This is a genomic window from Treponema sp. J25, from assembly GCF_004343725.1.
Taxonomy (GTDB): Bacteria; Spirochaetota; Spirochaetia; order Treponematales; family Breznakiellaceae; genus J25.
This window is the reverse complement of the sequence record NZ_PTQW01000056.1, coordinates 1-22,968: the sequence shown is the minus strand read 5'-3', so window position 1 is coordinate 22,968 and position 22,968 is coordinate 1. Positions and strand designations below refer to the sequence as shown.

The 22,968-nt window shown below is 51.7% G+C and carries 15 protein-coding genes and 1 tRNA gene; 5 read left to right on the top strand and 11 right to left on the bottom strand.

What is annotated here, in order from left to right; all coding sequences use genetic code 11:
• Positions 1–31 precede the first annotated feature (31 nt).
• Positions 32–1,288, top strand: coding sequence for an HD-GYP domain-containing protein (locus tag C5O22_RS13135; protein WP_132782535.1), 1,257 nt, complete (start codon positions 32–34; stop codon positions 1,286–1,288).
• 59 nt (positions 1,289–1,347) lie between these two features.
• A complete protein-coding gene (locus C5O22_RS13130) occupies positions 1,348–2,247 on the top strand; it encodes a tetratricopeptide repeat protein (protein ID WP_132782534.1) in 900 nt (299 codons plus the stop codon).
• A 238-nt stretch (positions 2,248–2,485) separates the two neighbouring features.
• On the opposite strand, the gene C5O22_RS13125 is transcribed toward C5O22_RS13130, so the two are convergent.
• From C5O22_RS13125 to uvrA, 7 genes are all read right to left on the bottom strand, one after another.
• A complete protein-coding gene (locus tag C5O22_RS13125; protein WP_132782533.1) occupies positions 2,486–4,519 on the bottom strand; it encodes a tetratricopeptide repeat protein in 2,034 nt (677 codons plus the stop codon).
• Positions 4,516–5,307: a hemolysin family protein gene (locus C5O22_RS13120; protein WP_132782532.1), complete on the bottom strand. Its 792-nt coding sequence runs from the start codon at positions 5,305–5,307 to the stop codon at positions 4,516–4,518. Before C5O22_RS13120 ends, C5O22_RS13125 begins: the two co-directional genes overlap by 4 nt.
• Positions 5,304–5,762, bottom strand: a complete 459-nt coding sequence (gene ybeY, locus C5O22_RS13115) for an rRNA maturation RNase YbeY (protein WP_132782531.1) — start codon at positions 5,760–5,762, stop codon at positions 5,304–5,306. The genes C5O22_RS13120 and ybeY overlap by 4 nt, the downstream gene beginning before the upstream one ends.
• Positions 5,759–7,957 (bottom strand): HD family phosphohydrolase, encoded by a 2,199-nt coding sequence (locus C5O22_RS13110; RefSeq protein WP_132782530.1) that lies wholly within the window; start codon positions 7,955–7,957, stop codon positions 5,759–5,761. The genes ybeY and C5O22_RS13110 overlap by 4 nt, the downstream gene beginning before the upstream one ends.
• Positions 7,938–8,900 (bottom strand): PhoH family protein, encoded by a 963-nt coding sequence (locus C5O22_RS13105; protein ID WP_132782529.1) that lies wholly within the window; start codon positions 8,898–8,900, stop codon positions 7,938–7,940. The genes C5O22_RS13110 and C5O22_RS13105 overlap by 20 nt, the downstream gene beginning before the upstream one ends.
• Positions 8,901–9,035: 135 nt before the next feature.
• Positions 9,036–12,461, bottom strand: a complete 3,426-nt coding sequence (locus tag C5O22_RS13100; RefSeq protein WP_132782528.1) for an LPS-assembly protein LptD — start codon at positions 12,459–12,461, stop codon at positions 9,036–9,038.
• Positions 12,458–15,286 carry an excinuclease ABC subunit UvrA gene (uvrA, locus tag C5O22_RS13095; RefSeq protein ID WP_132782527.1) on the bottom strand — a complete coding sequence of 943 codons (2,829 nt, stop codon included), beginning with the start codon at positions 15,284–15,286 and terminating at the stop codon, positions 12,458–12,460. The genes C5O22_RS13100 and uvrA overlap by 4 nt, the downstream gene beginning before the upstream one ends.
• 128 nt (positions 15,287–15,414) lie before the next feature.
• Between uvrA and C5O22_RS13090 the strand changes: the two genes are divergently transcribed.
• Positions 15,415–15,488 (top strand) — tRNA-Val (locus C5O22_RS13090).
• Between the two features lie 162 nt (positions 15,489–15,650).
• Here C5O22_RS13090 and C5O22_RS13085 read toward each other — a convergent pair.
• The 3 genes from C5O22_RS13085 to mfd are packed head-to-tail and all read right to left on the bottom strand — an operon-like array spanning position 15,651 to position 20,562.
• Positions 15,651–16,406 carry a lysophospholipid acyltransferase family protein gene (locus C5O22_RS13085; RefSeq protein WP_132782526.1) on the bottom strand — a complete coding sequence of 252 codons (756 nt, stop codon included), beginning with the start codon at positions 16,404–16,406 and terminating at the stop codon, positions 15,651–15,653.
• Between the two features lie 46 nt (positions 16,407–16,452).
• Positions 16,453–17,097, bottom strand: coding sequence for an HAD family hydrolase (locus tag C5O22_RS13080; RefSeq protein WP_132782525.1), 645 nt, complete (start codon positions 17,095–17,097; stop codon positions 16,453–16,455).
• Positions 17,098–17,157: 60 nt separating this feature from the next.
• Positions 17,158–20,562 carry a transcription-repair coupling factor gene (gene mfd / locus C5O22_RS13075; RefSeq protein ID WP_132782524.1) on the bottom strand — a complete coding sequence of 1,135 codons (3,405 nt, stop codon included), beginning with the start codon at positions 20,560–20,562 and terminating at the stop codon, positions 17,158–17,160.
• Between the two features lie 86 nt (positions 20,563–20,648).
• Between mfd and C5O22_RS13070 the strand changes: the two genes are divergently transcribed.
• Positions 20,649–21,647 carry a hypothetical protein gene (locus tag C5O22_RS13070; RefSeq protein ID WP_243692957.1) on the top strand — a complete coding sequence of 333 codons (999 nt, stop codon included), beginning with the start codon at positions 20,649–20,651 and terminating at the stop codon, positions 21,645–21,647.
• Entirely contained in the window at positions 21,644–22,393 is a 750-nt protein-coding gene (locus C5O22_RS13065; protein ID WP_132782522.1) for a PilZ domain-containing protein, read from the top strand. Before C5O22_RS13070 ends, C5O22_RS13065 begins: the two co-directional genes overlap by 4 nt.
• Before the next feature lie 265 nt (positions 22,394–22,658).
• Here C5O22_RS13065 and C5O22_RS13630 read toward each other — a convergent pair.
• A partial coding sequence (locus tag C5O22_RS13630; RefSeq protein ID WP_207895392.1) for a hypothetical protein occupies positions 22,659–22,968 on the bottom strand: 310 nt, incomplete at its 5' end.

Below are 22,968 nucleotides of genomic sequence, written 5' to 3'. Positions count from 1 at the left end.
GAACATCAATTAAAGAAAAAAAGGACTATTTATGGTACAGCAGACCTATGCCCAGACCAGTTATGAGCGACTTGTCGCTCGATATAAAAAAGCCCAGGGGATTATCAAAAAACTCAAGTATCTCTATCATAGACTGTACATTAACTATCTTAAACTAAAGCAATACCACAACAAAAAATTAAAACGGGCCACCATTACCAGTAAATTGCTCTTAGAACAGGCCATAAAAGAAAAGTACCCCCTTATTCTCGATCATCGCCGCCGGATTCTCCATGTAAACGAAGAGCTCCTTAAAGAACTTAGCATGAGCAGAAACGAGTTTGCCTCATCCTTTTACATTGATATCATGTTCGAAAAATTTCTTCCCCGGGATTGCCGGGAACTGGGAGAAGTGGCTATCCCCGAATTCCACATGCCCTTTTTACTGGAAGGGCTCCTCAACCAAAAACTCCATCCCTTTGTGCACCTCGGGATTTCCGGGAAACGGGTATACAATCAGAATCAAAAAATTTTTATATACTACCTTTCCATCCGGGATATCAGCGCCGAAATCGAATTACTGTACTACCAGAAGACCGACGCCGTCATCGAATCTCTTTCGGTGGCAAACGTGGAACTCCAGAAGGCAAAAAAGAATATCGAAGCCCAAAAAATCATGCTCATCTCCCTGGTCTGTTCCCTTATGGAAGAACATAGTCGGGAAACCGCAAGCCACCTCCAGCGGATCCAGCTTATCACCTCCTATCTCACAGAAGAAATCCAGCGGCTGAACCTACTCAAGTCTGCACCCTATGCCATAGAGCAATACTTAAAGGATATTGCCTATACCTCGGTGCTCCACGACATAGGGAAAGTAGGGGTACCCCAGGAATTGATAGCCAAAAAACATCCCCTGGAAACGGATGAATTTGAACAGATAAAACACCATACCATCGCCGGTGCGGCCTACATCAAAAAGATTATTAACCTTTTCCAGGCAGACCCGGCATATAGCCAGTATATTCCCTTTCTGGAAATTCCCTATAGTATTTGCCTGTACCATCATGAGCGCTGGGATGGCTCAGGATATCCCAAAGGCCTTAAGGGGAAGCAGATTCCCCTCCCCGCCCGGATCGTGGCCATCGCAGATGCCTACGACGCGATGCGTTCGGACCGTCCCTACAACATCCCCAAAAGTCATCGGGAAGCGGTGGAAGAAATCGTCCACTCAGGGGGAAGCCAGTTTGACCCTGTCCTGGTAAATGTGTTCTGTAACATCGAAAAAAAACTAGAAGAACTAAAATATTGACCCTTAGAACTCTACTTGAACTCTGGACGATTTTTCGATTTCCCATCATACTTAGGATTATGAAAAAGGGTCTGGGTTTTGTAATTGTGGGGTTTGCCCTTCTCAGTTATCCGATAGGGGGTGAAGAATCTGGAGCAGGGGCTTCAGCATCCTCTGTACAACGAATAGAAACAACGGTTCAGGAAGACCGGGTGGTCATTTCTTTTACGCCAGAGCAACTGGGTACACCCTGTGTTTTATACCGATCCACCACTCCCATTACTACTACCAGGGATATCCTTTCCGCGGTGATAATCCAGAGTGGCATCCAGGCAAGTCCCTTCATAGATTATCCCATTCCCGGGCTCCCTTCGTATTATGCGTTACTCGAAGAAAAAGCAGTTCGAGAAGGAAGGCTTGAACTTGTTCCGGGGAAAAACACCACCATCGTACCCGCAGAAATTCCCGCCGGGACGGGGAGGATTGGACTCCCCCCCCTGGAACACCCCCTGCGGAACATACCGCTGCCGTATATTGCTGCGTTACAGTACAGTAAACCCGGCGTGCTTCTCATGGATGTTGTTCCCGCCCAGCCCTTATCAGGGTCAAGTCGAAAAGCCCTGGGAGCCCTGCCCCAGGGTACACCTCTAAAACCATCTCAGAAAAGCCTTCGAATTCTTAGCCAGGATAGGGAGACCCCTTCCAGTGGAGAAGCCTATCAACTGCAGCAAATTGTTCAGGAATATGTAGTAAAAGAAAAATGGGATGAAGCGCTTAAGGCGCTGGAGAATTTTCTCAGTCTCCGACGCTCCGCCGAGATAGAAGGGCGGGCCCATTTTTACCGGGGAGAGTCTTATTATTTTAGGGGAGAATATGAAAAGGCCCTCTTTGCGTTTCTCCTTGCCCAAACAGCCTATCCCCGGGAAAGCGCCGAATGGATCCAGGGGGTATTGCAGCAGCTTGTGGCCCGACGCAAATAAACACAAATAAACTATTGTGTAATCAATGGGCAGGGAAACAATAAGGAGCCACACGAGTATCTCTTTCCGAAGAGGGGCCCAGGGCAACCCATCAATGGGGATGCACCACATAGCTATGCCCTCTATACCCTCCGCGACCTTCTCATGGCGGTCATCAATGGCAAACACCCAATAAAACCCGACGGCAATCAGCGGAGGGCTACACCAGCCGATAGAGCCACTTAGAAAAGCCCCGCAGTTACCGCAGTCGCTGCAAAAGTTCCCTGAGTTCAGGATCAACGGGGGCCGTCGTCTGAGAAGCATTCGAGGGAGCGTTTTCCCCCTCCACTAAAAGGACCTCATCCCCTACAGAAATCCGATCAAAGAAGCCCTGGCGGGTTAAGGTGCCAAGGGCACAGTAATCATCCACCTCGGTAATTTTGATGGTTCCCACCACATCCGAAGGGCTGTACACGAGTCCAATCCCTTCGCTCTGAACCATAGGGGCATTCTTTTTAATTATAATGTAGGAGGTCCCTACCGCCACCCCATCGGGCTTTCCCCGATCGATGAGGCCCTCGCCAGCTACCCGTTGAATTAGCCTGGCCCGGAAAGGAAGACTCCGGCGAAGCTGATCCATTATGGATCGGGCCGCATTCCGGAGGCGGTCGTTACCGACCTTGTACGATGAAAAGGATGCCGCCCGGGAACCGGTGCGAGCCACATAGAGATCCGCCTGAATCCGAATATCCCGACTATTTTCTGTACTTCCCAGGATAATAAAATAGTCCGCTCCCCCTTCCCGAGCGGTTCGGAAGGCGGTGGAAAAACTGGCCTGTTCAATCGGCAGGGGAAGGGCCCGGACATTTCCTTCATGGGTAAAGAGGTCCTGCACATACTCGGCCACCACCCGACCGGCGTCCACATGGAGCACCGAAGATTGAGCGGCTACCGAAAAAACTGCCACATTCCAGTATCGATGTGTGGCAATCGAAAGGGTGTCCACTCCCCTACGCCGGCTCAGGGTATCCGCCAGTAGACTATCGTATGCCTCAATGGCATCCTGCACTACCCGATCGGCCCTGCCGATTTCCTGTAAAAACCGCAATTCATCCAGGTAGCGCTGGGGATAACCCTGGATTCGCCACAGTTCTGCCAGTTCCTTTCGCTCTACCCCATACGGATTAATTCGTAGACCCCGACGATACTCAAAGAGCGCCTCTTCTGAAAGATGGCGACTTTGAAACTGGCGGGCCCGATCAAAGTGCCAGCGGGCAAGGCCAGATCGCTCAGGGGATTCCACAGAGGTAGTTTGAATAACCAGATTTTCTAGGGCAATGCGAAGAATTTCATCTTCCCCATCGATCTTTAAAGCCTGTTGCAAGATGTTCCGGGCCTCAGCGGTTTTTCCCATACGGGCATAGGAAAGACCCTTGAGGTACCAGGCAGAAACCTCATTCCGGTGGGATCCAATAATCTGATCCGCTAGGCGAGACGCCTCTTCGTACCGTCCCCGTCGATAGTGAACTATGCCTAAGAGGCTCCGGGCAGGCACAAAAGAGGACTGGAGGATAAGGGCCCGGTCCAACTTTCTGGCCGCCTCATCTAACGCTCCTGCCTGAGCATCGAGGTATGCCCCATAATAGAAAACCCGGTAATCATCACCGTACAGACTCAGGGCCCGTTGAATATAGGAGCGGGCCGTTTCCATATCACCCAGGCTTCCCAAAACAAGAGAAAGAGAAAGGAGGGCCCGTTTATCATCGGGGAAACGACGGGCCGTTTCCTGGTACTTTTTGAGGGCCTCCCCTGGCCGCCCCCGGGCAAGTTCTAATTCCGCCGCGGTAAAGAGGGCTTCCCGATTGTAGGGCTCCCGTTGTAACACCTGGGTAATAAGGGCCGACGCATCATCTAATTTTCCCAGGGCAATGAGACAGAGGGCCTCCAGATTGGCAAGAGAAAGGTTCCCCCTATCCAGTACTCGAGCCCGTCGAACCCAGGCAAGGGCCTGATCAAATTCCCGAAGCTGATAGTAGCATTCCGCAAGGCGGGCCATGCTGTCCCCATGGTTGGGATTCTTCTGAAGCACCTCAAGGAAGTATTCCACCGCCCCATACCAGTTTTCCCGGACTATCTCCACCTCGCCGGCCTGAAAAAGCCGGCGGATTTCTATGGTTAGGGCTTCACTGTTTTGACCTGTGACGGGGATTTCCTGAACAACAAGAAAACTGAGAAGAAAGACCAGAAAAAAACCATAACGCCCATAACGGATAAGCCAGGATGGTGTTTTCATTTCTTTTGGTCCCGTCGGAGAATAACCTTTACGGTAAGGATCTTATGCCCTTCCATTTCCTGGATAATAAAGTCATGACCCTCATAGGTGGCTTTTTCGTATTTTACTGGAATCTTTCCAAAAAGGTCGAACACAAAACCTCCCAGGGTATCAAAATCCTCTGTAGGAAGGGGTATGCCCAGTTCTTCCGAGAGATCCTCCAGGTTTATCCGGGCATCACAAAGATAGACCCCTTCTCCCAGTTGGATCAGGTCTTCCCGCTCATTATCAAATTCATCCTGGATATCCCCCACGATTTCTTCGATAATGTCTTCCATGCAGACGATACCCGAAACACCTCCGTATTCATCCACCACCACCGCAATGTGCACCCGCTTACGCCGCAATTCCCGCAAAAGGTCATCGATCCGCTTGGTTTCAGGAACAAAAAAGGGGCGCCGCAGGATATCCTGAATAGGGAAAGGGGCATGTTTGTTTTTTACCAGTTGACGTAAGAGATCCTTCACATAAAGGATCCCTATCACATTATCTATGGTATCCTTGTACACGGGAAAACGGGAATGGCCGCTTTCGGCGATTTTTTCCAGCATTTCTTCGAAGGGACTATCAAGGGCGATAAACACCGTATCGATGCGGGGCACCATGACCTCTTTGACGGTCGTCTCAGAAAGTTCCACCACCCCTCGAATCATATCCTGCTTATCCGATTCAAGGTTCTCAAATTCTTCTATTTCTTCGTTCTTTCCCGCTGAAAAGGCCTTTTTTAAAAGCTCCTTGAGATTCTTCATAGAAGGACCTTCTCCTCCGATAGCTCCGCCAGAATTTGCTCCTGCAAGATCAGCATGGGTTCTTTCTGATCATTGGTAGCATGATCCATCCCCGCCAGATGAAGAATACCATGAATCACGAGGCGACGTAACTCCTCATCCACAGAAACGTTGAAATATCGGGCATTTTCTTCCAGGGTTTCCAGAGAAATCACCAGGTCCCCCGCAAGGAATACTTCCTCTCCTTCTTCATCTTGATAGGTTTCCCCTAACGCAAAGGAAAGAACATCGGTGCTTTCGTTTTTTCCTCGATACTGAGAATTCAATTGAGTCATAAGTTTATTGGTACAGAGCACAAGGGATACTTCCCACCGATCCTTCTTGAGCACTTCCAAAACCCGCAGCATAAAGGATTCCAGGCGAGATGACCACGGCGGTAGTTCGCAATCTTCTGCCACAAGAGCGACCCGGTTCATGGGAGAGCCTCTTTAAAGAGAGCCTTTGGATATTCTATTCGGGTATGATAGTGCCCTGCCAGGACCTTTACAAAAGAATTCTTGATTATTTCCAGATCCCGAAAGGTCAGTTCAGATTGGGAAAGCTGTCCCTGTTCAAATTTGTCCATAATCAGTTCCTGAATGAATTTTTCAAGCCTGGCCATGGTGGGTTTTTTCAGGGTCCGCACCGCCGCCTCCACCGTATCGGCAAGCATGACCACAGCGGCTTCCCTTGAGCGAGGGGGATTGCCGGGATAGGAAAAATCGGCGACCTGGGCGGCATCATCCTTTTTCAGGGCCTCATTATAAAACCAGGCTATCACCGAATTACCGTGATGCTCCGCGATAATATCAATTACTTCCTGAGGGAGACCAAGCGCACGGGCCTTCTCTACTCCCAGCTTTACATGACTGCGAATCACCGTCGCCGAAAGGAAGGGATCTTCCAGTTCATCATGTTTATTATATCCATTTTGATTTTCTATAAAATATTCACTCTGTTCCATCTTCCCAATATCATGATAATAGGCTCCCACCCGGGCAAGGAGGGCATTGGCCCCAATATCCCGGCAGGCCGATTCGGCCAGGTTTGCCACAGTCACCGAATGGCTGTACGTCCCTGGCGCAAGGGTAAGAAGCCGTTTCAAGGCCGGTGCATTAAGATCCGAAAGTTCCATGAGCCGGAAGGGGGTGGCCACATTCAGCAGCTGTTCCAGCGGGGCCAGGAAGCCCAGGAGAAGCATGCCGCAGGTCATGCCATTGAAAGCCCCCCAGAACAGGACCGGTCCATAGGAGGAAAGAGGGGCCCGCTCATACAACAGGAAAAACACTAAGAACGTCGCCTGAACGGCAGCGATGATAAGGCTTGCCCGGATAAGATCCATCCGTCGCTCAGCCCCTTGAAGGGCAAAGACACTGGCCACCCCCGATAGGGTAGCAAATAAAAAAGCCCCCACGTCAAAATAACCGGTTGCAAGGAGCACAAAGGGGTTCACGAAGGCCATTATCAGGGCAGGCCGAACCCCCACAAGGATTGAAACCAGCATGATCCAGAGGGCTGTAGGGAATACCACGCTAAGGGGTAATTCCCCAATTTGCAATGAACTGTGCTGAATAAAGAGGGCCTCCAGGATATACAGGGTGGTCAGGGTCGCAATAAGGTATATCTGCCGGGATCCGAGGGATAATCCACTTACCAGGGGACTATAGAGCAAAAGGATTCCCACCGTAAAAAGTACCAAAAGGCCAAGCTGTCCTATAAGATGCACCGGGTCAGGTCGGTTTAAACTTTGTTCCAGGGCCTGTACTTTTGCCAGGTCTTCCTTTGAAACGATAAAACCTTTTCGGATTATTTTTTCCCCCTCTTCAATACGTTTTGTGACCGGTTCCAAACGAGAACGGAGTTCCTCTATCTTTGCCCGGGTTTCTTCAGGAGAAAAAAAGACGTTTTCCATAATAAAAGGCATGAGAAGACCCGGGGCAATCGTGGCAAACGCAGTAGGATAGGCCCCCGAGGAGACAATCTCCTGGATCCGCGCCTTAAGGCTCTGCATGGTCACGATGCGGGTTATCTGCAATTGTTCCCGTTGCAAACGCCCCCCATCTCGTCGGAGGATCTCTACAACGTCGGGGTTATATTGATCGAGGGAAACCTTAATGGGAGCAAATACCCCATTCTCCATTACCGTCCGTAACACCGATTCTGCGTACCCCAGGAAACGATCTCTGCTGGGGTTCTTAAAAAGGATTTCCAGGGTTTCCTGGGAAAACATATTGGGATATTCCCCTTGAATGGTAAGACGGAAGGTATCTAGAGAAACCTGATGCTTAAAGAGGGTACTCACCTGGGAAGAAAAACGAGAAAAGGAGGCATACACATCCCGGGTAATTTCATGGGAATATTTAAACACCGCCGGGACCAGCCGTTCCTGGGCCTCGATTCGGGAACGGGTAGCTTCCTCGTCCACGTAGGTAACCGAACGCTCGGCAATCACATCCCGATCGGCCACCCGGCCCACTTCGAATTCCCGCTTGTAATCAGAAAGCTGACTAGAACTTCCCGTTACCACGACGAAAAACCCTACAATTATACAGGAGACTCCTGCAGCCACGAGGGGAACTCGGCGGAATGGTTTAAAAAGAGAAGAGAAAATTTCAGGAATGGTCGTTTTCATAGGCTTGAATTATCTTCTTTATGAGGGGATTGCGGACCACATCCCCCGTGTTAAGGTAGGCAAAATAGAGCCCTTCCACATCATGGAGTATAGAAATCGCATGGAGCAATCCCGAATCACTGCGGCGAGGCAGATCGATCTGAGTAGTGTCCCCGGTGATCACCGCCTGGGATCCCTCTCCAATACGGGTAAGGAACATTTTCATCTGTTCCCGGGTGGTGTTCTGGGCTTCGTCCAGGATGATAATACAGTCGTTCAGGCTGCGTCCCCGCATATACGCCAGGGGAGCAATCTCGATGATCCGGGATTCTTCCATGCGGCGGATTGTTTCGTAGGGGATAAGGGCCTCCATCGCATCGTAAAGGGGCCTGAGGTAGGGGTTTATCTTTTGGGCGAGATCCCCTGGCAAGAAACCGAGGCTTTCCCCCGCTTCTACCACCGGCCGGGTAAGCACAAGTTTCCTTCGTTTTTTTGAAAGGACCTGTCTTAGGGCCTCCGCCACAGCAAGGAAGGTCTTTCCTGTTCCCGCGGGACCAACACAAAACACCACATCATGGGTCCTGAGGGCCTGTACATAGCGAGCCTGATTAATACTCCGCGGGTAAACCCTCCCAAACCCACTGGGTATCACAATGGCGGCCTCTCTCAGGGGATCCACCGACACAGCCCTTTCAGGGGCATCGATCATCGTCGCCGTGAGGGTACGTACATACTCAGGGGAAGGATGTTCCCCTTCCTGTACCGCTACAATCAAATGTTCAATAATCTGCTTAAAGAGGCCGCTCACGGCCCTATCGGCACTGGAAAACCGCAGTTCATTCCCCCGGGTGGAAATAATCCCCCCCAGAGCCCTTTCGATAACCCGCAGGTTGTCGTCGTTTGCCCCGCAAACGCCGCTTAAAATAGCGGGGTTTTCCAGGACAATAGTTATACTATCCTCCAAAGTTACCTCTAGTTGTTTAGTGTATAGACCAAGGGCGCCACAAGTCAATAGAGGGGCGCCAGCACCCTGTCTGTTTACAAAACAGGAGCCACCCTCAAAAAACTACCGCATCTTTTAAGGGGTAGGTCCAAACCTCTACTTAAACACAAAACCATCCTTATCATAGTAGGTTTGGGTTTTGAATTCCGAAATAGGTATCCATTGGACGAGAAAGCTCACTTTGGTGTTAAAGGCATACCGGTAGGGAAGCTGGGACGTATCCAGATAGGGCTCAAGATCGGTGGTTAAAGTGGCCGTCCAGTCCCCCATGTAATGTACCGCCTTGACCGATAAGGCCTGGAGCTTAAACCCCGAACTTTTGCGGAGCGTATCCGAATCAAAGCGAAAAGAATTGAGGAGATCCACCAGCATATTCTGTTCACCGGGTACCTGTACCGACTGCTCCCAGATGGGCCAGGACTGAATATAACGATAGATGACCCGGTTCTGACTTTTACTGGTAAACGAAAAATCGAGGAACTCATGAATCTTTACGGTGGTACCCAGGGAAAAAGTAAAACTTGAGTAGGTATAGCGCTGCAAATCAAGACTTAAGGAAGAAGAAATATTCAAACTTGCCTGTATTCGGTTTTTCCAGAATACCAGGTTATTGAGAGAAGTCCCATAGGAAAGTTGAAAAGCCTTAGGACGAAGGGCCTCTTCGTCGGAGGCAAGGGTCCATTTACCTCCACTAAAAAGGTAGGACTTGCTATAGGCATAGGAAAGGGAAGCCGAAAGGTCATACCACGAGAGGGTAGAAATCCAGGAGGTAAGACTTTTTTCTTCCGGCGTATAGGTAAGATCCTGTTTATATTGAAACCGGGGAGCAAACACCACCGTACCAGAAACGGTAAGAGGATTAAAAAGGGGATCTTCAAAGGGTTTAGAAATAGAGGTGTTTGCAGAAAGAGAACTGGCCCCCCACTGAAGACGGGTATTCCCACTCAAAAGGCTTTCCCGGGGGGGAAGTTCCATCGAAAGGCCGAGGGATTGTTCTCCTAACGACGTAAGAGCCGAAAGAGTGGCGGAAAGGCTGTGGCTCGAGATATAGTCCTTTGACCAGCTTCCCCAGAGGAGGTCCCATCGGGGATCCTGAACATCGTTATTAAACACCGTACTCAGCCATTTACCTTTAAGGGTATACTGGAACTGAGAATTCTTCCACATCTCATCCTGTACGAGGGGCCTTAAGGTAAAAGTGCTTTCTGCAGTAAGATAATATCCAGAAGCCTTGTATGCTGAGAGGAGCAGGCTATTCGCATCGATATCCGATGCGGAGGTATCAATGTACTGATAGTGTTGCCAGTTTGCGTTTCCCCCTATTTTAAAACTCATAGTGAAAAGGTTATCACTACGGGAGAAATTCGAAGCAATAGTACCATTAATTCCTAATATAGAATAGAGGTAACTAATATCACTCCAGTTTACTTCGTATACTTCTTTCCATTTGCTATAATGGTAGTGAAGATCCCACGAAGCGGTGGGATCAAGACTGTATTCCACATTCCATAAATACTGAGCCCCTCCTGAACCTTCAAAGGTTTGAGAAAGGGCCGGTATGGTAAAGGAATCAGAAGTATCAGCTTGTTTCTGCGGTCCCTCTGCCCCAGGTATTGTTTGTGGAGACCTTTCTTCTGTCCAAGGAGAGAGGGCACTGTCCAAAAGGTTCGCCTTTTTCCCATCCTCAGAGATAAGTTCCGATGAAGGACTCTTTTTTACACTATTTGAAAAGAGGGTCCCCCGTACATTCCCACTGAAAGATGCCAGGGTCCATTGGGAAGGATAAAAAAAGCTTTGCCAGGGAGAGGAACTGGATGCATAGAGGGTGGAACTCTTGGTTTTAAATATCAAGGTAGAACTGAGGGAATTGACGGTAAAACTCGAAATCAGAGGGCTAAGAACATCGGTAGGGATTGTCCCACTTCCTCCAATACGCAAATTATAGGATCCCAGAATATTAGAAGAACTAGAACTACTGCTCCCTGCGCTGGCCCCTTCTTTTATCATACTGAGCCAGTCCATCTGTTCGCTCCGATCGAGAAAATCATCGTCCACATAGGGATCGGAGTAGACCGGTATTGTCCAGGAGAGAGAGAAGGTTCCTAACGAAAGGGAGCCCGTCGCTTTAAAACGGTACCGAAAGGGAACCATCCAGTTCAAGAAATAGGCACTATTCCAATCTATAGATCCATCGATGGGATTGTAGGGGGAATACAGAGAGCTTCCTAATGGATAGATGGTCCGGCTAAACCCAATACCCATCGATACATCCTGTTTTCCCCATGCTCCGTTTTTGGGGATCGAAAGCTCAAGTCCCCCATAGGCCCCTAGATTCGCATACATATCAAACAGTATGGCCAGGGAAACCTCATCCCCGCTTTTTCGCCGCTCCCCCGTAGCCCTGAGAAACACCCCTTCCAACCGCCGCTCTTCGTTTTCGCTGGAACCGAGCAAGCGGGTAATGGAGTTTTCTGTGGACGAAGAGGCCTTAGGTCGCCCGAGGAGATAGGTAGTGGTCTGGACAAAAGACCCTTCCCGATTCCGGTATCCCAGCACCGGATGAAAGACTACCTCATCCCCCGGTAAATACAGAAAAGGAATATAAAACAAGGGGAGTTCCCCCACCTTAAGCACCGCATGGGCAATAGCCCAATCGTTGCCAGGAAGCAGCCAGAGCTTACTGGCGTGAATCGACCAGTAGGGCTCTTCTACCGAAGCGGTAGTGATATCCACATCCTGCAGGACCGTGGATCCCTCCGCATCCCGGGAAATTACCTGACCTGTAAATTTATAGGCATTGGATTTCCCTTCCATGGCCCGCTCAGAAAAGCCCCCCAGGAAGGCCCCCGATAAAGAGTCCAGGTTAAGGCTTAGGGCCGTGCCACGAAACGTTTCGATCACTTCGCCTTTCTTTTTGGTATAGATCACATTCCCCCGGGCAGATAATTGATTTCTGGTTTTATTGTACAATAATTCTTCTGCCGACAGGGTATAGCTGGTGTCCCCTTCTTTTATCGTAATTTGAACCTTACCACGGAGCCGGGCGTATTCTTCGTTTACCACATCAAGGGTAAAAAACTCACTTTGTTCGGCCGACTCTATCACGATGGTCCGTGGGGAAGAAGTCTTCTCTGGGGTTTTTGGTTTTTCCGAACTACTGATTTGTTCTTTCCCGGAGGCATCACTACCTTTCGACAGGGGGATACCGTAATACTGTCGCAGACGGTTCTGCAATTCTTCCCGGGTTCCTCCTTCGGAAAGCCCCAGGCGCCGACACCAGGAGGCAAGTTCCAGAAGGCTTGAGGTGGCAATATCCATTTCAAGGATCTGCTGTTCTTTGGTGAGCGGAGGAGTTCCGCGACTTTCTTCCGAAGCCCCCCCCTGTTGTAAAGAAGGCAACGCCCCGGTGGCAGTGTCCCCACCCTCTGTTCCATCGAGAGCCCAGAGTCCCCCCGCAAGTCCCAGCAAGAGGGAACACGCGAGGACCATCATGCTTACCACAGGGAGAGGTGTCTGTTTCATCGTGCCCGCTGTAATTGTTCCTTAATGTAGTATCCGGTATAGGACTCGGCACACTGGGAAACCTCTTCGGGGGTCCCGGTAACCACCACCGCTCCCCCCCGATCTCCCCCTTCCGGTCCCAGATCTATAACATAATCCGCCTGGAGAATCACATCCAGGTTATGCTCAATCATGATCACCGTGTTTCCCTGATCCACCAGCCGATGAATCACTTCCATAAGCTGTTTCACATCCGCAAAGTGGAGGCCCGTGGTGGGTTCATCCAGAATGTACAGGGTCTTGCCGGTAGAACGGCGAGAAAGTTCCAGGGCAAGCTTTACCCGCTGAGCTTCTCCCCCCGAAAGGGTCAGGGCGGACTGACCAAGCTTGATATAGCCGAGCCCTACCGAAAGGAGGGTTTCCAGTTTTCGCGCGATAGGCGGAATAGGCGCAAAAAAAAGGGCCGCCTCTTCGATGGTCATATCCAATACATCGGCGATATTTTTCCCCTTGTAACGGACTTCCAGGGTTTCCCGATTAAAGCGTTTTCCATGGCATACGTCGCAGGTAATGTACACATCGGGAAGAAAATTCATTTCGATTTTGATAGTCCCATCGCCCTGACAATTTTCGCAGCGACCGCCCCGAACATTAAAGGAAAAACGGCCCGGTTTATAGCCCCGACTCTTTGCCTCCGGGAGGGAAGCAAACAGATCCCGGATAGCCGAAAAGACCCCCACATAGGTGGCCGGATTAGAGCGGGGTGTACGTCCAATAGGACTCTGATCTATGTTGATTACCTTGTCGATGTATTCAATGCCCTCGATACTATCATAGCTTCCCTCTTCGTAGTTGGTACGGCTGACCCGGTTGGATACGGCGGGGAAGAGGATATCCGATAAAAGGGTCGATTTACCGGAACCGGACACTCCCGTAATCACCGTAAAAGCCCCGAGGGGGAACGAGACGGTGATGTTTTTTAAGTTATGTTCCCGGGCTCCCCGAATAGTGAGGTACTGGCCGTTTCCTTTCCGCCGTTCTTCCGGAATTTTCATAAAGAGGGTTCCCGCCAGGTACTGGCCCGTAAGGCTTTCTGGAACCCGCATTACCTCCTCGGGGGTTCCCTGGGCAACCACCTGCCCTCCGTGCACCCCGGCCCCCGGCCCAAGGTCCACGATATGATCCGCCACCCGCAGGGTTTGTTCGTCGTGTTCTACCACGATAAGGGTGTTACCGATATCCCGCAGATACAACAGCGTATCGATCAGCCGCTGATTATCCCGCTGATGGAGGCCGATAGAAGGTTCATCGAGAATATACAGCACCCCCACCAGGCTTGACCCAATCTGGGTAGCAAGGCGGATCCGCTGGGCCTCTCCGCCTGAAAGGGTAGCGGCGCTCCGATCCAGGGTAAGATAGTCCAGTCCCACATTCTTCATAAAGCCAAGGCGGGCACGGATTTCTTTAAGGATCTGGGCTGCGATGGTTTGCTCCGTAGAAGAAAGGCTCAGGTGCTCAAAGAAAGCAAGGCTTTCGGCCACCGAAAGCCGGGACAGTTCCCAGATATTCTTTCCCCCTACGGTTACCGCCAGGGCCTCCGGTTTTAAGCGCTTGCCCCCGCAGACCTCACAGGGACGGTGGCTCATAAACTTTTCAAGCCATTCTTTGATTCCCGGCGACTGGGTTTCCAGGTACCGGCGTTTCAGGTCTTCCAGGATTCCAGGGAAACGGGTTCTGTATTCAAAGCGGCCGGTTTTATCCCGGTTCTCGTAGCGCACATCGATAGCCTCATCGGTACCATAGAGGATCGCCTTCATCACATGGGCAGGAAGCTCTTCAAAGGGGGTATCAAGGGAAAAATGAAGATGCCGGGCCAGGCTTTCAAAACGGCTCCGGTTCCAGGCCGAATCGGGATTATAGGGAATGCAGCCCCCTTCATTAAACGAAAGGCTCTTATCGGGGATTACCAGGTCCGGATCAAACTCCATACGGGTTCCAAGGCCAGTACAGGCGGGGCATGCCCCAAAGGGATTATTAAACGAAAAAAGCCGGGGCTGAAGTTCGGGGATGGAAATACCACAGTCAGGGCAGGCATTGGTTCGGCTAAAGAAAAGTTCTTCCTCCCCATTCGGGGTTTGATGCAACACCGTCATGATGCCCTCGGCGGTCTCCAGGGCCTGCTCTACCGCTTCCGCAAGGCGGGATCGATTTTCCCGGGAGACTACGAGGCGGTCCACCACAATCTCGATGGTGTGTTTCTTTTGCTTATCCAGTTTGATGCTGTCCTCAAGCTGTACCACCAGTCCATCGATGCGGGCCCGAACAAAACCCGCCTTTCGGGCATCTTCGAGTATTTTCTGATGCTCCCCCTTTTTTCCCCGGATCACTGGTGAAAGGATCTGGACCCGCGCACCCTCTCCCAGGGCCAGGATTGTATCAATAATCTGGTCTGTCGATTGTTCCCGGATTTCCCGTCCACAGGAGGGACAGTGGGGAATGCCGATACGGGCGTAGAGGAGTCGATAGTAATCGTAAATTTCCGTCACCGTCCCCACCGTCGAACGGGGGTTCCGATGGGTGGTCTTTTGTTCGATAGAAATGGCCGGCGAAAGCCCTTCAATATAGTCCACATCGGGCTTGTCCATACGCCCCAAAAACTGACGGGCATAGGCAGAAAGGCTTTCTACGTAGCGTCGCTGTCCCTCCGCAAAGATAGTGTCAAAGGCAAGGGAACTCTTTCCCGAACCAGAAAGGCCTGAAATCACAATGAGTTTATCCCGGGGAAGCACAAGGTCGATGTTCTTTAAATTATGTTCCCGGGCTCCTTTAATGATAAGCTTATCCATACGACGCTAGCATAACGGTACGGGCGGGAGAAAACAAGTCCTCCCTCCCAAGAAGGGTTTTCCTTCAGATCTTCTAACAACGCAAGCCCTTGACAGGGACCAGCCCTCCATGGTATGGTGCGCCCATCGGGCGTTTAGCTCAGTTGGCTAGAGCGCCTCGCTTACACCGAGGAAGTCGGGAGTTCGAGTCTCTCAGCGCCCATACGTACCCATCCAGTGTTTGTGATGGGTGATGAAAAACAAAGCCCACCGAACAAAACAATCCTCCATACATGTTATGTGCCACCAATCCCGCGGAGGGGATTCCTCTTGTACTCCGCGGAGCACAAGAGGTCCCCGGGGGAAGTCCTTTGTGTCAGACTTTTTAGAGCCCTTTAGAACCAGAGCCCGAAAGCATACGGGCAATCTGTTCCCGCACCTGTTCGGGAAGGGCCTTGCGTTCCTCAACGCTTAAGTTCTTCGTAGAAATAGGGGGACCAAAGGCAAGACGAACCGGGACGGCCCGCACGAAGCCCGTTTCTTCATACACCGCGTAACTGCCTTCGATAGCCATGGGGATGATGGGAGAACCCGCCAGGGTGGCGAGCTTAAAAGCCCCCGCCTTAAAGGGTAACAGCCCCTTCCCGCGGCTTCGGGTTCCCTCAGGGAAAATGATCATCGAAAGCCCCCGACGGATTCGCTCCGCTCCCCATTCGATAGCCCGGCGGGCCTGGCCTATGTTTTTTCGGTCCAGGAAAAGGCCGCCCAACAGGAGCACCCAGAGGTTAATAAACGGGAAAAAAAGGATTTCCTTTTTTGCAATAAAACCAAAGGCCCGCGGTATGTATGCCAGGGCAAGGATCACATCGAAATCCCCTGGATGGTTCCCCACAAAACAGAGGCCCTCTCCTTCCCGGGGAATGTGCTCCAGTCCTTCCACGGTGACCTTACACCCCGTAGCCCAGATGACCGCCCGGGCCCACAGGCGAGCCAGGCCCCGCAAAAGCCAGCGGGCAAACCGGTCAAATCCAATCAAGGAAAGAATAAAAAAGATAAATCCCAGCGGCAATGCGATGGCCACCGAGATCCATATGCCCGCAAAAACCAGAATAGTTTTTATTAGCAAGACGAGTCTTTTCATGGCTCGTTCCCCTTTTTGCCAAGGTTTTCCTCGGGATTTTTAAGATCTATTCCCCTTGTTCTACCGCGGGGATGATACCAAAAGAAACCAAGATTCGTCGAGCCTCCTCCGCTCCTTTCCAGAGAAACGCCTGGAAACCCACGGCCCGGGCCCCTTCTATGTTGACAGGAAGGTCATCAAAAAACAGGACCTCCGCTGGAGAAAGGCCCAGAACTCTAGCACAGTGTTCGTAAATCTCCCGGTCAGGTTTATTTACCCGTACGTCGCAGGAATACACCGCCCCATCCACCTCCTGGAAAAGAGGGAACCGTTCCCGGGCCCGCCGCAGAAACTCCACAGGCATATTCGAAAGGATTCCCACTTTCTTGCCCGCCCGTTGCACCGCCCTGACCAGTGCTATCGTCTCAGGATTAAGCCGGGACCAGCTCTCCATATCCGCTTCCACAAGCCGCTCAAGCACAGCCGGGGGCACCTCTCGACCAAGCCGTTCCAGGATAGCCCTATAATAGGCGACCCCTGACAGGTCTCCCCGATCCCAGGCGGGCCGAAGGGCCCACAGCACCGGTTCTAGTTCACGGGCAGGCACCCCCGCGAGTCCGGCCAGTCGATCCATCGTGCCGGGGGCCTGTGGAAGGGAAAGCACATTCCCGTAATCAAATACTACCGCTTTGATGTCCGTCCGTAGTTGCATCTCCTTCTCCTTTTCCTACACACTTCATCGATTCACCGTATCCGTCCCGCCACGTACACCCTATCCCACGAGGGAGGCCAGTTTTTCCCGAATAAATTCACTTTTTTCTTTGAGGCCAATTGTACCGGTCTGTAAGATAAGCACCTGGGGGGCCCGGGGGTCCAGCCTTACCTTTCCGCCGCTTTCCTGCATGAGCCGGAGGAGCCGGTCAATACTCACCTTTGAAACTTTTCCGAATTCGATACGGACCTGTCCAGCCTTTTCCCGCAGAGAAACGATGGAAAGCTCCCGACAGATGATCCGAATTTCCGCCAAGGAAAGCAGGCTTTGTACTACGTCTGGCAAGGGACCAAAGCGATCGAGCAGTTCCGCATAGACCCGTTCCAGTTCCTCCCGGCTCTGGATGGCGGCGATTTTCTTGTACACCTCCATCTTGGTCTGGGCCGTATCAATATAGCTATCAGGTATATATCCCGTGTATTCCAGTTCAAGGTAGACCTCCGCGGGAGCCTCATAGTGTTCGTTCTGAAGCCGTTCAATGGCTTCATCAAGAAGGCGGAGGTACATATCAAAGCCCACCGAATAGATATCCCCCGACTGCTCTTTGCCAAGTAGATTCCCGGCACCTCGAATTTCCATATCCTTCATGGCAATCTTGAAGCCCGATCCAAGCTCGGTAAAATCCGAAATCACCTGGAGTCGCTTCATGGCTAATTCCGACAGGGCCCGGTCCTTAGGATACAACAGGTAAGCGTAGGCGATGCGGTCCGACCGCCCTACCCGTCCCCGCAATTGGTACAACTGGGAAACGCCATACATATCGGCCCGATCGATAATGATGGTATTCACGTTGGGGATATCGATACCGTTTTCGATAATGGTGGTAGAAACGAGCACATGGCTTCCCCCATGGATAAAGCGGTGCATCACATCCTCCAACTCCTGGCTATCCATTTGTCCGTGGGCCACATCGATGAGGAGTTCCGGCACAAGCCGTTCCAGCATTCGCCGGACATCCTCAAGACTTTCTACCCGGTTATGCAGGTAAAACACCTGGCCTCCCCGCTCTACTTCCCGGCGTATGGCTGCCGCCACCCGGTCTTCGTTAAATTCTTCGATAAATGTTTCTATGGGATGGCGATTATAGGGAGGGGTGGTAAGGAGGCTCATGTCTCGAATTTTAAGAAGGCTCATGTGGAGTGTTCGGGGGATGGGGGTAGCGCTCAGGGTAAGACAATCCACGTTGGTCTTTAGTTCCTTAAGCCGTTCCTTGTCCTTCACCCCAAAACGCTGTTCCTCATCAATCACCAGGAGCCCTAAATCTTTGAAGACCACATCCTTTTGCAGGATTCGATGGGTACCGACGAGGATATCGATCTCCCCCTTTCGAACCGCCTCCAGGGTTCTGCGGGCCTCCGCCTTGTCCACAAAGCGGGAGAGCATGCCGATCCGCACCGGGAACTGGGCAAAACGATCCTGGAAATTCTCATAGTGCTGCTCTGCCAAAATCGTCGTGGGAGCAAGAAAGGCCACCTGCTTTCCCCCCATGACCGCCTTAAAACAGGCCCGCAGAGCCACCTCGGTTTTCCCGTATCCCACATCACCGCAGACAAGCCGATCCATAGGAAAGGGGCTTTCCATGTCCCGCTTAATTTCTTCCACACAGCGCAGTTGATCCTCCGTTTCTTCGTAGGGGAAGGCCGCTTCAAAGGCAAGCTGCCACTCCGTATCTTTGGGAAAGGCGTAGCCCGGGGCGGTTTTTCGCCGGGAATAGAGGTCCAGGAGTTTCTGAGCGATATCTTCGACGGATTTTTTTACCCGGTTCTTCCGGTTTTCCCAGCTCTTAGAACCGAGTTTGTCCAGACGAGGTGGGGCCCCCTCGTTCCCAATATAGCGCTGAACCAGATTCACCTGCTCAATGGGGACAAAGATATATTCCTCATCGGCATACTCTATTTTGATGTAGTCCCGCTCGTTCCCCAGGGCCCGAACCCGCTCAATCCCCTTAAAGAGCCCAATCCCGTAATTCACATGGACCACATAATCCCCGGGGTTCAGTTCAACGAAGGTATCGATCGCCGCACTGCGGGCGTGTTTTAAAGAACGGGGAAGCCGTTTCCGGCGACCAAAAATTTCCTGTTCCTGGATAACCAGGAGTTTGATCTCCGGTAAACCAAAACCGGTGGAAAGGGGAAGGGCCAGGACCGGCACGGTGTACTCTTTTAAGAGCTCTTCTATGCGGCTCGCCTGTACCTCCGATTCGGCAAGCACCACAATCTGCCACCCCTGTTTCAGGAGATTCTGCAGTTCTTCCTTAAGATATTGAATATTCCCAAAAAAACTGCGGGGGGGATCGCACAGTATCTGAATCCGATGGGCCCCTTCCTCGCCCCTGCCTTTGATAGTCCGAAAGGAGATCCGCCGTTCTACCCGGGATGCGAGTTGTTTAAAACTTAAAAGGAGTCTCGAAGGGAGGGGCACTTCCCGTTCCCGACGGGTGCGGCGGTACAGGCCCTCGTATTCTTTAAAAAGGGTTTCCTCCGCATTTTCCAGTCGTTCCCGATCCAAATATATCAGGATCGCCTCCTTTCCCACATAATCAAGGACCGATGCGGCCTGGGGAAAGGCCAGGGGAAACAATAGCTCTTCGCCGGGGATTTGCCGTTTTTCAATCAGGGCATCGAGAATAAGCTGGCGACCAGATTCGCTAAATTCTTCACAGGAAGCCAGGGTTGCGCCCAGGGCCTCAATTCTTTCGTCAGTCCAGAGTACTTCCTTTACTGGAAAGATGTGGAGAGATTCCAGGGATTCCCCCCCACTCTGGTTTTCTGGATCAAAGGCCTTAATAGCCTCTACCCGGTCATATTCAAAAAGAATACGGTACGCCCTGGATTCCCCCGGCATATAGATATCCAGCACCTCCCCCCGCAGGGCGTACTCCCCATGGACCTGTACCCGGGGAACCCGGGTGTATCCGTACTGCTGGAGGCGCTCCCCCAGGAGGGTAGGATTGATGGGCTCTCCTACGGCAATCCGTTGGAGGAGACCCGAAAAATACGAAACCGGGGGAACCGGCGTCAGCAGGGCCCGTTCACAGGTAATAACGATGGCAGATTTTTCAGATAATAAGAGGGAAAGGATCCGGGACCGCTCTCCAAAAACAGAAGAAAGGGGGCTCATATCCCGGTAGGGCATGGTACCCCACCAGGGGAACAGGAGCGCCCTCTCTCCCAGGGCCCCCAGATCGCTGGCGAGCTCTTCCGCCTCCTTTTCAGTAGGGGTGACTATCAAAAGGGGACGCTGGGTAAGGTGAAAAAGGTCCCCCAGAAGAAGGGCCTGAAGGGACCCTTCCACTCCCTCTACCTCCAGGGGAAACTGTCCTCTTTGGACGGCGTCTACAAGGAGCTTCCTCCCCGGAAAACGGGATATTCGTTCAAGGAACACAGGAAAGGATACAGTATTCATGGGTATATTCCGAAAAATACAGTAAGGAAATTAATGGAATCACTATGAGGGCAGTATACAAAGTTATCGGTATAATATCCATATGGATGGCAGGCGTTCTTTCTCAGATCTGGGCCCAACCAGTGGAACTTACCATCCGGTACTACGATAAACGGGTCTATTTTGCGGGTCAAAAACCGGTCTTTATCCAGGTAACCCTAACCAACCGAGGGGCCAGTACCTATCGATTCAAATTGGCCGATGACCGGGCTTTTTCCATCGATTTTGACGTGAGGACCTTGAATAACCGCCCCGTAGAAGCCACAGAAGTACTGATTCGGAAGCGCAGCACCAGCCAGCGTATTTATTTCCGTGAATTATCCCTGGAACCGGGAGAGTCCTTTTCTTTTACCGAAGATCTTACCGACTATAGTGCCATAACAAGTGCCGGTTCCTACGTCGTTCAGGCTGTTTTTTATCCCGAACTCCTGCAGCGGGAAGCACCCACACGATCGCCCAGCCCTGGGGGAGCATCGCCAAATGTGGGGACCATCACGGGGGCCCCCAATACGCCGGCATCGGCTTCCGGCATGGGGCTTCGTTCCAACACCCTTGCCCTTTCCATTCGTCCTGCGCCCCTCCCCGAACAAGGAAAAGTGGCGGCCCTCATTGATGTGGAAACCAACGAAATTCTTCAGCGGGAACCCTTAAGCCCCGATAAAGTCATTGAATACATGCTCACGGCCCGTCAAAAAGGACAATGGGAAAAATTTTTCTTATACCTCGATCTGGAAGCCCTGTTACTGCGAGATCCCGTAAAAAAACGCATGTGGCTTGCGGAATCCGAGGAAGGTCGGCTCCGGATGTTGGATAAGTTCCGCTCTGATTTAAAAAGTGCCGTCGTGGATGGGGATATCGTCACCATTCCCATGGAGTTTCAGGTAGAAAAAACGACCTATGGGCCTGAACAAGGAACCGTCACGGTTCTCGAAAAATTCCGGGTGGGACGATACATAGAACGGAAACGCTATATTTACAGCGTTGAAAAAAAAGATAATATATGGATGGTGGTAGACTACGCGGTCATTAATCTGGGGACAGAATGAAGCTACTCATAGTTATTGGTGCCGATGAGGTGTATACCCTTCTCCATACTTCCCTGAAACCTCTGGGATGTGAGCTTATCCGGTATCGACATCCTCTTAAGGCGATGGACAATATTGATGAGGTAGACCCTGAAGGAATAATCATCAGTGCCGAAGATTTTCCCCGGCATTGGAAAACCCTCGTTCAGTTTATTCGCAGCGAGCGTCCCAAAGAAAAAACCCCCATTATTCTCCTTAAAGGGCCACGGTTTTCCTTTGAAGAAGCGGCTAAAGCTTCGTACCTCGGGGTAAGCGGGATTGTTTCGGAGGACCTTACCAATCCGGAAGAGATGGATCGGCTTGAAAGTATCTTAGGACGCTATCTTCCCTTCGAAGAAAGCCGCCGGACCCGTCGGATTCGACCTGAACCATGGGACCAGTTTGGTCTTATTTTCTCTCATCCGAGGCGGGGCATCCTCATTACAGGATCTATCCAGACTATATCTATTAATGCTCTTTCTTTTCTTCCCCAGCGAGAGGCCCTGGTCTCTGATATTCCTCTGGATACCCCTATTCCCCTCTGCACATTGCGCGTAGGGGAACAATTTCTCCATCCTATCTGTAAACTGGTACGCACAGGAAGAATCCTGGTTCTCCAATTTGAATCCTTCCCCGAAGGAGAACAGGAGATTCTAGAGCAGTACCTTCAGGAACGGCCCTTCCGAGAACAAAAGTACCGGGAAGGGGAAAAAATCTCCTCTACCTGAGAAGTTCCTCATTTATGAAAACGCAACTCTAAAAAAAGGGGGAGCACCGCACCGCCCCCCTTTCGGCTCAGCCCGCACCAAACCGTCGCCTCAGCCACCGCGGCTCCCCCCTCGCGCCTGCTTCCTTCGCCGCTTCCACAGCCCTTCCCCGGCCGGGCTTCCAGCCCGGCCCACTACCCAGAGCCCACGGCTCAGGCGATCAGGCGCTCCCCCCACTCCGGGCTCACCCACGGCGGGGCCCTTCTCAGGGCCCCTTTAGCCAATCTTACCCGGTTCTCGCGGCCTCTAAGCCACCCCGGAAGGTTTTTTGCGGGTGGGGGCTGCTCCCACCAGGCCACAGCGGGCGTCTTTTGGCTCCTTTCCGGGTTACCCCGCAATAGCGCCAGTTTTTTGGGGGCCCAGTTCTCCACCCCAGAAGGTTTTTGGGCCCCTCTCCAGGCCCCCACCACACCCGATTTCCCCTTCCAGCCTTGCCTTCCCACCATCCCTGTGCTATGGTTTTCCTATGCCAGACCACCACGACCGCGGCTACAAGGCCCTCTTCTCTAACCAGCGCTTCATGGAGCAACTGGTCA

Coding starts and splice junctions, on each gene's coding strand:
- C5O22_RS13135 (WP_132782535.1), top strand. CDS start 32: ATGGTACAGCAGACCTATGCCCAGACCAGTTATGAGCGACTTGTCGCT.
- C5O22_RS13130 (WP_132782534.1), top strand. CDS start 1,348: ATGAAAAAGGGTCTGGGTTTTGTAATTGTGGGGTTTGCCCTTCTCAGT.
- C5O22_RS13125 (WP_132782533.1), bottom strand. CDS start 4,519: ATGAAAACACCATCCTGGCTTATCCGTTATGGGCGTTATGGTTTTTTT.
- C5O22_RS13120 (WP_132782532.1), bottom strand. CDS start 5,307: ATGAAGAATCTCAAGGAGCTTTTAAAAAAGGCCTTTTCAGCGGGAAAG.
- ybeY (WP_132782531.1), bottom strand. CDS start 5,762: ATGAACCGGGTCGCTCTTGTGGCAGAAGATTGCGAACTACCGCCGTGG.
- C5O22_RS13110 (WP_132782530.1), bottom strand. CDS start 7,957: ATGAAAACGACCATTCCTGAAATTTTCTCTTCTCTTTTTAAACCATTC.
- C5O22_RS13100 (WP_132782528.1), bottom strand. CDS start 12,461: ATGAAACAGACACCTCTCCCTGTGGTAAGCATGATGGTCCTCGCGTGT.
- uvrA (WP_132782527.1), bottom strand. CDS start 15,286: ATGGATAAGCTTATCATTAAAGGAGCCCGGGAACATAATTTAAAGAAC.
- C5O22_RS13085 (WP_132782526.1), bottom strand. CDS start 16,406: ATGAAAAGACTCGTCTTGCTAATAAAAACTATTCTGGTTTTTGCGGGC.
- C5O22_RS13080 (WP_132782525.1), bottom strand. CDS start 17,097: ATGCAACTACGGACGGACATCAAAGCGGTAGTATTTGATTACGGGAAT.
- mfd (WP_132782524.1), bottom strand. CDS start 20,562: ATGAATACTGTATCCTTTCCTGTGTTCCTTGAACGAATATCCCGTTTT.
- C5O22_RS13070 (WP_243692957.1), top strand. CDS start 20,649: ATGGCAGGCGTTCTTTCTCAGATCTGGGCCCAACCAGTGGAACTTACC.
- C5O22_RS13065 (WP_132782522.1), top strand. CDS start 21,644: ATGAAGCTACTCATAGTTATTGGTGCCGATGAGGTGTATACCCTTCTC.